The 13,161-nt window shown below is 66.1% G+C and carries 15 protein-coding genes and 1 pseudogene; 2 read left to right on the top strand and 14 right to left on the bottom strand.

Annotated elements, in window-relative coordinates:
* Positions 1–4: 4 nt before the first annotated feature.
* From KSS90_RS16695 to KSS90_RS16670, 7 genes and pseudogenes are all read right to left on the bottom strand, one after another.
* Entirely contained in the window at positions 5–952 is a 948-nt protein-coding gene (locus KSS90_RS16695) for a FecR domain-containing protein (RefSeq protein ID WP_225933095.1), read from the bottom strand.
* The gene (locus KSS90_RS16690) at positions 949–1,467 is read right to left on the bottom strand and encodes a sigma-70 family RNA polymerase sigma factor (RefSeq protein WP_217866468.1); all 519 of its coding nucleotides are present in this window, start codon (positions 1,465–1,467) and stop codon (positions 949–951) included. Before KSS90_RS16690 ends, KSS90_RS16695 begins: the two co-directional genes overlap by 4 nt.
* A gap of 98 nt (positions 1,468–1,565) precedes the next feature.
* The gene (locus KSS90_RS25695) at positions 1,566–2,066 is read right to left on the bottom strand and encodes a GNAT family N-acetyltransferase (protein WP_263975116.1); all 501 of its coding nucleotides are present in this window, start codon (positions 2,064–2,066) and stop codon (positions 1,566–1,568) included.
* A 9-nt stretch (positions 2,067–2,075) separates the two neighbouring features.
* Positions 2,076–2,633: pseudogene (locus KSS90_RS25690) on the bottom strand (HD domain-containing protein); the annotation flags it as partial.
* A gap of 25 nt (positions 2,634–2,658) precedes the next feature.
* On the bottom strand, positions 2,659–3,828 hold the full coding sequence (locus KSS90_RS16680) for a MerR family transcriptional regulator (protein ID WP_217866466.1): 1,170 nt from the start codon (positions 3,826–3,828) through the stop codon (positions 2,659–2,661).
* Positions 3,829–3,912: 84 nt separating this feature from the next.
* Entirely contained in the window at positions 3,913–5,118 is a 1,206-nt protein-coding gene (locus KSS90_RS16675) for a diaminopropionate ammonia-lyase (RefSeq protein ID WP_217866465.1), read from the bottom strand.
* Positions 5,119–5,152: 34 nt separating this feature from the next.
* Entirely contained in the window at positions 5,153–6,388 is a 1,236-nt protein-coding gene (locus KSS90_RS16670; protein ID WP_217866464.1) for a Zn-dependent hydrolase, read from the bottom strand.
* Positions 6,389–6,518: 130 nt separating this feature from the next.
* Between KSS90_RS16670 and KSS90_RS16665 the strand changes: the two genes are divergently transcribed.
* Positions 6,519–6,980 (top strand): Lrp/AsnC family transcriptional regulator, encoded by a 462-nt coding sequence (locus tag KSS90_RS16665; protein WP_217866463.1) that lies wholly within the window; start codon positions 6,519–6,521, stop codon positions 6,978–6,980.
* Positions 6,981–6,987: 7 nt separating this feature from the next.
* Here KSS90_RS16665 and KSS90_RS16660 read toward each other — a convergent pair whose 3' ends face one another.
* The 3 genes from KSS90_RS16660 to KSS90_RS16650 all read right to left on the bottom strand — a co-directional run bounded on the left by KSS90_RS16660 (position 6,988) and on the right by KSS90_RS16650 (position 8,467).
* The gene (locus KSS90_RS16660; RefSeq protein ID WP_217866462.1) at positions 6,988–7,641 is read right to left on the bottom strand and encodes an HD domain-containing protein; all 654 of its coding nucleotides are present in this window, start codon (positions 7,639–7,641) and stop codon (positions 6,988–6,990) included.
* 29 nt (positions 7,642–7,670) lie between these two features.
* On the bottom strand, positions 7,671–8,054 hold the full coding sequence (locus KSS90_RS16655; RefSeq protein ID WP_217866461.1) for a tautomerase family protein: 384 nt from the start codon (positions 8,052–8,054) through the stop codon (positions 7,671–7,673).
* A 95-nt stretch (positions 8,055–8,149) separates the two neighbouring features.
* Positions 8,150–8,467 carry a hypothetical protein gene (locus KSS90_RS16650; RefSeq protein ID WP_046856247.1) on the bottom strand — a complete coding sequence of 106 codons (318 nt, stop codon included), beginning with the start codon at positions 8,465–8,467 and terminating at the stop codon, positions 8,150–8,152.
* A 239-nt stretch (positions 8,468–8,706) separates the two neighbouring features.
* Between KSS90_RS16650 and bla the strand changes: the two genes are divergently transcribed.
* Positions 8,707–9,582: a class A beta-lactamase gene (gene bla / locus KSS90_RS16645; RefSeq protein WP_217866460.1), complete on the top strand. Its 876-nt coding sequence runs from the start codon at positions 8,707–8,709 to the stop codon at positions 9,580–9,582.
* A 44-nt stretch (positions 9,583–9,626) separates the two neighbouring features.
* Here the strand turns inward: bla and KSS90_RS16640 are convergent, their stop codons facing one another.
* The 4 genes from KSS90_RS16640 to KSS90_RS16625 all read right to left on the bottom strand — a co-directional run bounded on the left by KSS90_RS16640 (position 9,627) and on the right by KSS90_RS16625 (position 13,061).
* Positions 9,627–10,490 (bottom strand): sensor domain-containing diguanylate cyclase, encoded by an 864-nt coding sequence (locus tag KSS90_RS16640; protein ID WP_217866459.1) that lies wholly within the window; start codon positions 10,488–10,490, stop codon positions 9,627–9,629.
* A 161-nt stretch (positions 10,491–10,651) separates the two neighbouring features.
* Positions 10,652–11,569 carry an arginase family protein gene (locus tag KSS90_RS16635; RefSeq protein WP_217866458.1) on the bottom strand — a complete coding sequence of 306 codons (918 nt, stop codon included), beginning with the start codon at positions 11,567–11,569 and terminating at the stop codon, positions 10,652–10,654.
* A gap of 113 nt (positions 11,570–11,682) precedes the next feature.
* Positions 11,683–12,498, bottom strand: a complete 816-nt coding sequence (locus KSS90_RS16630) for an isocitrate lyase/PEP mutase family protein (RefSeq protein WP_217866457.1) — start codon at positions 12,496–12,498, stop codon at positions 11,683–11,685.
* Positions 12,499–12,665: 167 nt separating this feature from the next.
* Positions 12,666–13,061, bottom strand: coding sequence for a hypothetical protein (locus KSS90_RS16625; protein ID WP_217866456.1), 396 nt, complete (start codon positions 13,059–13,061; stop codon positions 12,666–12,668).
* Positions 13,062–13,161 lie beyond the last annotated feature (100 nt).

The raw sequence follows: 13,161 nt of genomic DNA, 5'->3' as shown, positions 1-13,161 counted from the left end.
AAAATCAACCGCGCGCGGTCACCGTCACCCAGTACCGGGTGCGTCGCCGCACATCGACGGCGAAGGCGCTTTGCAGGGCTGCGAGGGCCAGGTCGGTATCGCTGATCGGAAAAGCGCCGGAGATCTTCAGGTCAGCCACCGCCGGATCGCACTGCAGCACACCGGGGCGGTAGCGCGACAGTTGGGCGATCAACTCGCCCAGCGGCTGCTCGATGGCAATCAGGCTGCCATCCTGCCAGGCACCGACCGAGGCATCGTTGTCGCGTACCTGGCCGATGCCCGTCGCGCCGAAGGCGACCCGCTGGCCGGCTTCCAGGCGTAGCGGCCGACTGGTGCCTGCCGAGACCTGAACCGCCTTTTCCAGTACCGCCACTTCACTGCCCTGGTCGAGCGCGCTGACGGTGAAGCGGGTGCCCAATGCCAGCACCTGGCCGAAACGGGTATCGACCAGGAAGGGGCGAGCGGCCGGGTCGCTGCCGGTGCTGACGGCCAGCTGGCCGTGATGCAGCACCAGCAGGCGCTGGCGCTTGTCGAAGCGCACGTCGACCGCGCTGTCGGTGTCGAGGGTCAACTGGCTGCCGTCAGGCAGGGTGAAGGTGCGGCGCTCGCCCACGGCCGTGTGGTGGCTGGCCCTCAGGGCCAGGCCCAGGTCGCTGCGCCAACCCAGGGTCGCCAGCGTCCCTCCACCCAGCAGGCAGGCCAGCCCGTAGAGCACCTGACGTCGCGATTGCCCAGCCGCCAATAGGGTCGTGGCGGCCAGTTGGCCTGGCACGCGGCCAAGGCTGTCGCTGACTGCCTGCATGCGCTGCCAGGCCAGTTGATGCAAGGGATCGCTGTCGTGCCATTGCTGCCAGCGCGCCTGTTCGTGCGCGTCCGCCGTGCCTGACGCCAGCCGTGCGTACCAGCGTGCGGCGGCGCGAATCGCCTCGCGTTGGGCAGGTGTCGGCGTCACTCGCTGGCGTCCCATTGCAGCAGGCAGATATGTTCCATGGCCTTGGCCATGTGGCCGTTCACCGTGCGCAGGGAAACCCCCAACTGCTCGGCAATCTGGGCATAGGTGAGGCCTTCGAGCTGGGACAGGATGAAGACCTGGCGCACCCGTGCGCCCAGCCCCAGCAACAGCCGGTCGAGTTCCACCAGGGTTTCGAACAGGATGGCCTGGGTCTCGGCGCTGGGGGCCTGGGCTTCGGGCAGGCTGGCCAGGGTGTCGAGGTAGGCCTGCTCCAGCGAGCGCCGGCGCAGCAGGTCGATCATCAGCCCCTTGGCCACGGTGCTCAGGTATTGGCGCGGCTCGCGGATCTCCAGCGCGGTGCGGGCCTTGATCAGCTTGACGAAGGTGTCCTGCGCCAGGTCGGCGGCATCGCAATGGTTGCCCATGCGCTTGCGCAGCCAGCCGCGCAGCCAAGCGCTGTGCTGGGCGTAGAGGGTACCGACAGCATTGGGCAGGGCAGGGGACTCGGCCGACATGGATGAATTCTTAAATGGGAATTTGTCGCATTATTGTGGATTTGCCGTGGGCCTGGCAACGGGGCCAGGCCCACGGTTTGGCCGTGAAGCGGTCAGGCCTATTCGCTGGCCCCGAACGCGGCGTGGTACTGCACGTCGCCTTGCGGTACGTCCCCAGCGAAGGCCAGGGCCTGGAAGTACTCGGCAGGCACGCCCGGCAAGGTCAGGCCCGGCTGGGCCTTGAAGCCGAAGCGGGCATAGTAGCGCGGGTCGCCCAGCACCACGCAGCCCTGGCCGCCCAGCCCATGCAGCCGGGCCAGCGCGGCATTGATCAGCGCCGAGCCGATGCCTTGGCCCTGGCGCGCCGGCGACACCGAGACCGGCCCGAGGCCGAACCAGCCGCTGGCGCCCGACGCCAGGGTGACCGGGGAAATCGCCACATGGCCGACGACGGTGCCGGCTTCCACGGCCACCAGCGAAACTGTCAACTGTCCGGCCCGACGCAGCGCCGTAACGATGAACTGCTCGGTGTGGCTGCTGTGCTCGGCGTCGGCGAAGGCGGCTTCGGTCAATTGGCCGATGGCGTCGATGTCCTCGGGGCGTTCGTCGCGCAGGGCGATGCCATTGTCCAGGTGTCTGCGCGTGTCGGCGTCGATCAGGCCGCGCAGGGCCTCGAACAGCGGTGTGGCGGCGGTGTAGCGCTTGCCGTAATCCAGGTTGAAGGCATAGTCGAAGCCCGGTGGGTTACGGCCCTGGTTGTGCTGCAGCAGGGTCTCCAGCTTGTCGAGGGCCTTGACCGCCTGGGCTTCGGCGGACGTCGCGGCTTCGTAGTCTTCCCATAGCCCCATGATTTCCTCGCGCAGGGGCGCATCCAAGCTCGCCATCAGTTGCAGCAGGTCATCACGCTCCTGCTGGCTCTTGTCGGGGAAGCCCTGCTTGCTGACGACGGGCACGTCGCCGCTGATGGCTTCGCCGAGGTCGTGGACCAGGCACATCTTCAGCACTTTGAGCAGGTCGAGGTCGCCCAGTTCGTCGGCGAAGGTGATGGCCATCAGGCACAGCCGCCAGGTGTGCTCTGCGGTGCTTTCAGCACGACCGCTGGAGGTATGGGCGCTGCGCAGCACGCTCTTGAGTTGTTCGGCCTGGCGCAGGAAGTCCAGGCGGTTCTGCAGTTTTTCGATGTTCATGGTGACTCCATGTCCTGGGGCGGGTTCAGCGTGTCTGCATGATGAACAGATGATACCCGTACTCGCCCAGGTGGTTTTGGTGGATCTCGAGTTCGCGCCGGATGTCGGCCAAGGCCTGGGAGGCGAACGTGTCGTTTGCCAGGGCGGCCACGCGCTCGCGCAGCGGCTCCAGATAGTTGGCCCAGGCCTGCGCGCTCAGAGGGAAGTGCAGCAGGCAGCGATAGCCTTGGCGGGTGATGGCGGCCAGGCGGGTGTCGACGCTTTGCAGGTCCGGGTAGGCGGCTTGCCAGAAGGCCTCGGCCGATGGCGCTAGCCTGTCGGCCACTCGCACCAGGTCGCTGACCACCAGGCAACCCTGGGGTTTGATGAAGGTGCGCCAGTACGCCAGGGCGTTGTCGAAGCCCATGATGTAGGCACAGCCCTCGGCCCAGATCGTGTCGAAGCGCTGGGGGGCGAATGGCAGGTGGGTCATGCTTGCGCACAGCGGCGTGACGCGCTCCTGCAGGCTTCTGGCGGCCAGGGTTTCCCGCAGGCAGCCGAGGCTGTGTTCGTCGTTGTCCAGCGCGGTGATCTGCGCCGCACTGTGTTCGGCCAACAGCACGCTGGTGGCGCCACGGCCGCAGCCGATGTCCAGCAATGTCGCGGGCGGGCGGGGCAGGGCGCGCAACGCTTTCAGCGAATCCTGCGCCGAGCCTGGCCCAAGGTGCTTCAGGCCTTCGACAATGCGTTCGAAGTCGGCCATGTAGTGTTCGTGCTGGTTCATGTCGCGCGATAGCCATTTCAGGCGCAGGGCCTGTTTTTCACTGAAACCTTGCCGGCGCAGCCACGCCAGGTGGGCGCCGGGCGCCTGCTGCTCGAGGGCCTGGTGCCAGGGGCGCATGGACGACAACCCAAGCATGGCCGCGAGCAGTTCACGCGAGCGCTGGCGGGCGGCGATCTCCTCGTCGAGGCTGCGCAGGCGTTCGAGCAGGGCCGGCCGGTCGAGTCGCGCCTCCAGACACGCCTGGCACTCCTTCAGGCTCAGGCCGCCGGCCTGCAGTTGCTGCAGCAGGCGCAACTGCTGCAGGTCCTGCTCATGGTAGAGGCGATAACCATTGGCCTGGCGCCGTGAGGTGACCAGCCCGAGTTTTTCGTAGTAGAGCAGCGTGGAACGGCTGAGGCCCACCTTCGCCGCCAGTTCGGAAATGCGATACACCTGTCTTCCCCTCATGCAGTGGGGCGATGATGAACCCTGAAGTTATGGACAGGTAAAGCGAATTTCCACAGCAGGTGTCTTGATTCAGCGCCACGCCTGTTGCCTGGCCATTACCGATGCCGGTGTTTCACCCACCAACTCGGTATACAGGCCTGGAGCGGTAGCCCCTTCGGTGCTGATCAGCAGTACCCTCGAATCGCGTCCGAGGCCCACCTGGGCCGCCAGCGCAGGCGCCGCCATCAACCGCGCCAACCCTGCCAGCCCGGCCACCGCCGACTCACCCGCCAGCAACGGAATATCCCGGGCACTGCCTTGCGCCAGGCGGCGCATCGCCGCGATGGCTTCGCTGTCATCCAGGGTCATGAAGAAATCGACGCTTGGCTGCAGGAATCGCCATGCCAGCGGCGAGGTTTCCCCGCAGGCCAGCCCGGCCATCACCGAGTCCACCGAGCCGCTGGCGGCACGCGGCTGGCCGGCCATGGCGCTTTGCAGCAGGCAGTCGGCCTCTTCGGGTTCGACCACGACGAAGGTCGGGCGCTGTGTACCCATCAGCTCCCAGAGGTAGCTGACGATGCCCGCCGCCAAGCCACCCACGCCGCCCTGCAGGAACACATGGGTGAAGGCTGGATCTGGCCCAGCGGCCTCGACCAGCTCGGCGGCGAGGGTGCCGTAACCCTGCATCACGTCGCCGGGAATCTGTTCGTAGCCCTCGTAGGAGGTGTCTGAAAGCACCTGCCAGCCATGGGCCTGGGCCAAGGCCGCGGCATGCGCCACCGAGGCGTCGTAGTTGCCCTCGACCCGTACGATCTGCGCGCCGTAGGCGGCTATGGCCAGTTCGCGCTCTACGCTGACGTGGGCATGCAGGACGATGATGCAGCGGCATCCCACGCTCTGCGCTGCGGCGGCCAGGGCGCGGCCATGGTTGCCGTCGGTGGCGCTGACCACGCTGAAGCCGGCCAGCTGGCTGGCGTGGCGGCCGGCGAACAGGTCGGCGGCGGTGAAACCGTGTCCGGGGAAGGTGCGCAGGATCAGGCGCACCAGGGCGATGGGCGCCCCCAACGCCTTGAAACTGCCCAGAGGTGAGCGCACCGATTCATCCTTGATCCGCACCTGCCCGACACCCAGTTCGGCGGCCAGGTCAGGCAGGTCGTAGAGTGGTGTGCCCGTGGCACGCAGTTGCGGCCAGTGCGTCAGCCATTGGCGGCTTTCGTGCGCCTGGCGGATGCTCATCAGTGCCTGCAGGGCGCGGGGGTAGGGCTGGCGGGTAGCGTTGGGGTTGGCGAACAGCATGGGATGCTCCGATTGGCAAAGCGATAGGGCTGGATCACGGCGTGGCGTTCAGTCGCTGAGCGACCACGTCCAGCAGCACCCGCGCGCCGTCGAGCAACTGGGTGTCGTCGGTATGCTCACGGGGGTTGTGGCTGATGCCGCCACGGCTCGGCACGAAGATCATCGCCGCCGGGGCGATACGCGAGATCATCTGCGCGTCGTGCCCGGCGCCGGAGGTCATGCGCCGATGGCTCAAGCCCAGGCGCCTGGCGCTGGCCTCGATGGCGTTGGCCAGCGCGGCGTCGAATGTCACCGGCTGGAAACGCACCAACTGCTCGGCTTCGAGGGTGACCCCTTCGGCTTCGGCGAGCGCCCGGAGTATCTGCGCCAGGTGCGCCTCGGCCTGTTGCAGGCGCTGTTCGTCCGGGTCGCGCAGGTCGACAGTAAAGGTGGCGCGGCGTGGGATCACGTTGATCACGTCGGGCTCGAAACGCATGCAGCCGGTGGTGGCCAGTGTCGTGCCGCTGTCCCGGGCCAGGCGCCGCAGCTCGGTGACCGCGGCGCAGGCGACGAAGCCTGCGTCGTGGCGCAACCGGGTCGGGGTGGTGCCGGCGTGGTTGGCGTTGCCTGTTACCGTCACCTGCTGCCAGGAGATCCCTTGCAGGTTCTCGACCACCCCGATCTGCGTTTGCTCGGCTTCCAGTAGCGGCCCCTGTTCGATATGCAGCTCGAGGTATTCGTGGGGCATGATGGCGCCAGGCTCCATGTTGCCGGCGTAGCCGATGCGTTGCAGCTCGTCACCCAGGCGTGTGCCATCGGTGCCGAGGGTGTCCAGCGCCGCCTGCAGCGCGAGCCCGCCGGCATGCACCAGCGAGCCCATCATGTCCGGCTGGTAGCGCACGCCTTCCTCGTTGCTGAAGGCCGCCACGGTAATCGAGCGTGCGGGCGTCACGCCGGCCTCGCGGTAGGCCCGCTGTACCGCCAGCCCGGCCAGTACACCGTAGCATCCGTCCAGGGCGCCGGCATTGGTGACGCTGTCGATATGCGAGCCGATCATCAGTGGCGCGGCATCGCCGGGTACGCGCAGGGTGCCGAAAATATTGCCGATGCGATCGATGGCGACCTCCAGCCCAAGTTCGTGCATCCAGGCCAGCAACTGGTCGCGGCCAGCCTTGTCGGCCTCGGTGAGGGCGATGCGGGTGCGGCCGCCGTGCTGCGCGTCGGCACCGATCTCGCCCAGGGCGTGGATCTGCTCCAGCAGTTTCCAGCCATTGAGGTGCAGCTCATTCATGCGCTTCTCCAAGGCATCGTTCATGGGGTGTGGTGAAATTTTATTTGCTTGCATTGAGCTTAAATATTGATTTTTTGATTAAATGCGTAATTTCATTGCATCTGCACAGTGCTTTACAGGAGTTACATCCATGAACCTTGACCCCTTCGACCGCGCGTTGCTCGACGCCGTGCAGCGTGACGCCAGCACTTCCCAGATCGACCTTGGCGCGCAGGTGAACCTGTCTTCGGCGGCGGTCAACCGCCGCCTGAAGAAGCTCACCCACGACGGCGTGATCCAGCGCACGGTGGCCCAAGTGGACCCGGTGGCGCTGGGCTATGCACTGACCGTGATTGCCGAAGTGGAGGTGGAAAACGAGCGGCTCGACCTGCTCGACGCCATGAAGCGCGCCTTCATGGCCTGTCCGCAGGTACAGCAGTGCTATTACGTGGCGGGGGAGTGCGATTTCGTGCTGATCATGTTGGTGCGGGACATGGCGCAATACACTCAGCTGACGCGGGAGCTGTTCTTCCAGAGCAACAATGTGAAGCGCTTCAAGACATTGGTGGCGATGAGCAATGTGAAGACGGGGTTGCAGGTGCCCGTGACCTGAGTCGATCTCAGGCCGTGCCGATCTCATCCATGAAATCGTCGAGGAACGATGCCAGCCGTTCATGACGGAGCGTGGCCAGGCGGGCCCCTTCCGCGGTCTGGAAGCCCGAGGCGAGCTTGAGCAGCTTGGTGTGGAAATGCTCGATGGCGAACTGGTTGTCGCGGTAGTCCCGTCCTTCGGCCATCGGGTTCTTGACGTCGTACAGCGATGAGCCCATGCGGCCTGCGACATAGAAGCAGCGGGCAACGCCCATTGCGCCGATGGCATCGAGACGATCGCTGTCCTGGAGGATCTTCGCCTCCAGGCTCAGCGGCGCAATGCCTGCCGAGTAGCTGTGGGTCTGCACCGCATGCGCCACCTGTTCGATGCGTGCCGCTGGCCACCCCATGCCGGTGAGGATCGCGGCGGCCCGCTGGGCCGAGAGCGTCGAGGCCCGATCACGTAGCGGCGAGTTCTTCTCCACCGCCACGCAGTCGTGCAGCACGGTGGCGGCGAGCAGTATCTCAAGGTCGCCGCCTTCCTTGGCCTGGATGCGCCGGGCATTGCTCCATACCCGCTGGATATGGGCGCGGTCGTGGGAGCCGTCGGTGCAGGCGGCGGGCAAGCAGGGCAGCAGTTCGTCCGCCAGTGGCTGCAAAGGTAAGAATGGCGCGTTGGCCATCGAGGGACTCCATCGTTCAGCGCTGAGGATCAGAGGGCGTACTGGGCGATGCCGTTGCCGAACGACCAGTTTTCCTTGCGTACTTCGACCAGGTTGATGAACACGTCCTGCGGGCGGACTCCAGCCTCGCGTTCGAAGCCTTCGGCAATGGCCTGGTACAGCGCCTTCTTCTGTTCAAGCGTGCGGCCTTCGCTGAGGGTGATCTGGATGAACACCTGGCCGTCAGAGCGCTGGATGCCCAGGTACTCAGGGTCGAACACCAGGCGATCACCGTCGTGCTCGGTCAGGACCTGGAAGTTGTCGTGCTCGGGGACATTGATCGTGCGCCGCAGGCAGGCGTAGACGATCTGGCCGAGTGTGCGCAGGTGGGTCGGGTCGGGGTGGCGCTTGATATCGATGCGTACCAGGGGCATGTGGACTCCTTGGGCTGTGCCAGGCGAGACGCAGAAGCTGGTAGGGCAAGATCGGGGCAGAGCGAGCCCGGCATGGCGCCGGGCTGTTGAAGGCATTACTGAGGCAATAGCTTGTGGGCGCGTTCGCTGGCGTTATTGAAGACCTCGATCAGTCTTTTCGCCAGTGCGTCTTCGATTGCCGCGGCGGTGAGCAGGCCCTGGGTGAAGCCGATGCCCTGGTCCTTGGCGACCGCCAGTTGCTGGCTGTTCTCCGCTTCGGCCAGGTCGCCCAGGTAGTGGGCTGCGCGGAAGGCGTAGCGCTCGGGAAGGGTCAGCTGTTCAAGCTCCTTCAACGAAAGGGCGAACTGGCTGGCGGCGGCGGGTTTCAGGCTGAGGTGCTCGAACTGGAGCAGGCTCAGGCGATCGGTAGTCAAGGCGAATCTCCGTTTCATTGCGGGAACACCCGGTTACTGTCCTGCCTTTTGCCAGTCAACGCAAGGGTGGCCAGGGCGGTGGCGCGAAAAGAATGCCGCTGGCGCGGTCTCAGCCTCGACCACAGGAGAAGCCCGTACCCTGCGCCGTGCAAGCAGGTCTTGGGCGTATCATCGGCTTGGCGCACAGGCTAAAACGTTCTAGCCTTCGCTTTTTGCTCATTGCCGTAAGGAATACCTGCATGACTCCCACCCTCAGCCGCCGTCGCGTGCTTCAGGGCGCGCTCGGCTGTTCGGCCCTGCTGACCCTGCCAACCTGGGCAGATGACCCAATGCGCAAGCCGATGCAGCAACTGGAGGCCGCCAGCGGCAGCACGATCGGCCTGTGGGCCCTGGACACGGGCAGCGGCCAGCAACTGGCCTGGCGCGCCGAGGAGCGCTTCGCGTTCTGCAGTACCTTCAAGGCCGTCCTCGCCGGCGCCATCCTGCACCGCAGCCAGGCCGAGCCAGGCTTGCTGGAGCGGCGTATCGCCTACGGCAGCGAACAACTGGTGGTGTATTCCCCTGTCACCGAAAAGCACGTAGGCCCCGGTATGACCGTGGCCGAGCTCTGCGCCGCCGCGGTGCAGTACAGCGACAACACCGCCGGCAACCTGTTGCTCGAGCTGGTCGGTGGCCCGCCGGGCCTGACGGCGTTCGCCCGCAGCCTGGGTGACCCGACGTTCCGCCTCGACCGCAACGAACCGACGCTCAATACCGCCTTGCCGGGCGATCCGCGTGATACCACCACGCCCCTGGCCATGGGGGTGACCCTGCAGCGCCTGTTGCTGGGCGATGGCCTGGCTGCTGCCGAGCGCCAACAGCTGCAGGCCTGGCTCAAGGGCAACACCACGGGCGATGCCCGCATCCGCGCCGGCGTGCCGAAGGATTGGCTGGTGGGCGACAAGACCGGGTCGGGCGACTATGGCGTGGCCAACGATGTCGCGGTCATCTGGCCAAAAGGCCGGGCGCCGTGGATCCTCGTGGTGTTCAGCCGTGGCGTCAAGCCGGATGCGCCCTGGAACAGCGAGACGATCGCGGCGGCCACGCGGGTGGTGGTGGAGGCCTGGAAGGGCTGAGCGGTAGCGATTGATCTTTGCCAACGTCGAGGTGCGAGCGGGGATCACCCCACTCGTACCCGCCGCCGCTTCTTGCGGTACATCTCGCCATCGGCATGGCTGAGCAAGGTGTCGGCATCCTCGCCATCGCTGGGGTAGCAGGCCACGCCAATACTGCAGGAGGGCATCCTGACTTCGCCGAACTCGGCGCCGAGCGGCTCCTCCATGATCATGGCAATCTGCTCGACCACTTCGTAAACGGCATCCTCGGACGGCACATCGGTCAGCAGCACGATGAACTCGTCACCGCCGATCCGCGCCACGGTATCCGCCGCCTGCACGCTGTCCTGCAACCTCCGGGCGATGGCGCACAGCACGCGGTCGCCGGCGGCATGGCCATGCACATCGTTGATACCCTTGAAATCGTTGACGTCGAGAAACAGCAAGGCCAGCCGCCGGCGCTGCTGGCGCGCCGTGCCTAGGGCTACGGCGAGGCGGTCGTTGAACAGCGAGCGGTTGGTCAGTTTGGTCAGCGGGTCGTGATGGGCCAGGAAGCGCAGTTCCTGCTCGGCCTGGGTGAGGGCGGTGATGTTGCGGGCGACACCGATTCGCGCGCCCACTTCGTCGGACCACGAGGCCGCCCAGAGGATATGCACGATCTCGCCATCCTTGCGCACATAGCGGTTGCGAAAGTCGCAGTGGGCGTTGCCGTTCATCACCCGCACGATCGAGGCGCGGGTGGCCTCCAGGTCGTCCGGGTGCATGTAACAGGTGATCGGGGTGCCGGTGAGCTCTTCGGCGCGGTAGCCGAGCAAGGCCTCGCAGGCATCGCTCACGAACACGATGGTGTCGTCCCGGTCGACCACGAACACGGTGTCCAGCATCAGGTGGATCAGCCTGGGGTAGAGCGCTTGCAGGTCGACGGGCATAGGGCGGGGGTGTCCGATACGGGTAGCCCGGTCATGGTCCGATCACGCAGGGCGGCCGCGCGATGTCCTGCAAGCCGCCGTGGGCCGCTCGCCGCGCCCGAGCAGCATACACAGGGTCGGGGGCGGGGCACTACCGGTACGCAAGTAAAATGGCGGCTGCTTCAATCGGTCTTGCTCGGTGGAAATGGCAATCGCCCCAGCAGCTCGATGATCGTCGCCGCGCAGCGCCCGTCGGGGTCCAGGTCAGGGTCGAAGACGGTCACCGTCATGCCCCGGCAGCGTCGATCCGCCACGAACGGGGTGAGGATCTTCACCAGGTCGTCGGGCGCGATGCCCGGTGAGCCGGGGCTGTCGACCGCGGGCATGATCGCCTGGTCCAGCACATCGACGTCGAGGTGTATCCAGAGCCCCTGGTCAGGCACCTGAGCGAGCGTTTCCCTGACCCGTGCGATGACCGCGTCCGGGCCGATGGCAAGCGCCTCGAACACGTCGATCCGGTTGATGGCCGTATGGTTTATGTCGGGCCAGGCGAAGTCATGGTCACGGTTCTCGCGCTCGCCCAGCTGGATAACCTGGGCATCGGCGACGAGCGGGCTGGTTATGCCGGGCCAGTCGGTCGCCAGCGCCTCGCCACGGCCGGTTGCCAGGGCCAGGTCCATGCCTGCGACGGCGCCGAGGCTCTGTGCCGGGTCGTAGTTGCCGGGGTGGCGGAAGTCGCTGTGCCCGTCGATGTGGAGAAGCGACAGCGGGCCTGCATGACGCGCACCGGCCAGTGCGCCGAGCAGGATGGAGCAGTCTCCGCCGAGGACCAATGCGAATTCATCCTGCAGCGTGGCGGCGCGCACCATGTCCGCCAGGGCGAGGTTGAACGCGCGCAGGGCGTGGCCATTGCGCAGGCGGGTGCCGGGCTGCGCCTCGGCTGAATAGGCCGGGCGCGGCAGATGCCTCACGGTGCTGGCCTTGATCGCCCGTAGCAGGCCAGCTGCAAGCAGGGCTGACGGGGCTCGCCAGGTACCGGGTTGGTGGCCGGGCCTCAGTGGGCTGAGGCCGAGGTTCGAGGGGGCGGCGATCACTTGCATGGCATGGTTCTCGCGAATGCGATGGCGCGGAGGTTGAAGAGAGGCGCCTGTACGACGCTACTGTCGTACAGGCGCGTGCAGCAGCGCTGGATCACCTGTCGCCCCAATCGCGCTCAGGTACGATCAGCCTGGGTGGCCATCAGAGCGTTGAGTTCTGCATAGCTGTGGGCCTTCAACCCACCGGTGTCGAGCTGCCCACTTTGCAGGAAGCGCTGGGTGAGGCCGCTCATGGCACCGTATAGAAACTCGGCGATGCTCGAACCGGCGCTCAGGCGGCGAACGCCAAGCCGTTGCAGTTCGGCAGGGCCGGGCAAGCCTGCGCGCCAGAGCAGGTTGACCGGCAGCGTCACTTCACGGCACAGCGTGGCGATCTCGCCGGGTTCGACCACGCCGGCGGCGAACAGCCCGTTCGCGCCACCTGCGGCATACTGCCTGGCACGCCGCAGGAGCTCTTCGAGGCGCTGCTCGGCGGGCAGCAGGTTCTTCAGGTAGACATCGCTGCGCACATTGATGAACAGGTCGACCCCGCGCTGGCTGGCGGCGTTTCTGGCGGCGTCGAGTTTGCGCAGGAGCTGTTCGGGGGACTGCGTGCCATCCTCGAGATTGATGCCCACCGCGCCTGCGTCGATGACGCTGCCCACGACCTTGGCGACCTGTTCGGGAACGTCCGAGTAGCCGCCTTCGATATCCACGGTCAGCGGTACGTTGAGTACCCTTGCCATCGACTCGACGGTGCCGGCCAGCAGCGCCAGGGGCAGCTTGTCGCCATCCTGATAACCATGGGACCAGGCCACGGCGGCGCTGCTGGTGGCGACCGCCTTGCTGCCCTGGCGCTCGACCAGGCGTGCGCCGCCGGCGTCCGCCACGTTGGCCAGGAGCAACAGCCCTTGCTGGTGAAGGTCATGAAAAACGCGATCCATTGCTGCCATGAGTGCATGACTCCGTTGAATATCCTGAAGAGGGATTGCTGCGCGCCCTAGATTGCCATTCAACCGGTCGGGCCTGCACGATTTTTCAAGATGTTCCAGGAAGCATTGCGGTGGCCTCCGGCCTCCTGTGGAACTTCAGCACGGGTCGGGATACTCGGGGCTGCTGATCAGCGGCGATAGTAGCGGCGGTCGTCGTCATAGCGATGGTGCAGGGCGCGATCATGGTGGCGGTCCCAGTAGCGTTGCCGCTCCATTGCCCGGCGGTGCTGCTCCCGGCGCCATTGTTCGCGGCGCCACTGCTCCCGGCGCCACTGCTCCCGGCGCCAGTCGTCGCGGTGGTCATGCCAGCGCTCGTCGTGGCGATAGCGGTCGTCATGGGCCAGCAATGGCGCCGATGGCCCGCTTGCCAGGCTTGGCCAGGGGTTTTCAGTGGCCTTTCGGTGCGCCAGGTCGAGGGTATGGGAGGGAGGTATCGAAGTCTTCATCGCTGCGGCGGTTGCCGAGCCTGCGGCCGCGAGTACGAACAGGCCAACGAGCAGCATGCATGGGGCAGGGATTTTCATGAGTGAAGACAACCTCTGATTGGCAATGAACGTGTGTTCGCTAGCTGTTGGAACAGCCGTGGAACGCACTCACCCAATAGACCGGGAAAATGGAAAAAGT

This window comes from Pseudomonas maumuensis (assembly GCF_019139675.1).
Lineage (GTDB): Bacteria > Pseudomonadota > Gammaproteobacteria > Pseudomonadales > Pseudomonadaceae > Aquipseudomonas > Aquipseudomonas maumuensis.
This window is presented reverse-complemented; position numbering and strand designations above follow the sequence as displayed.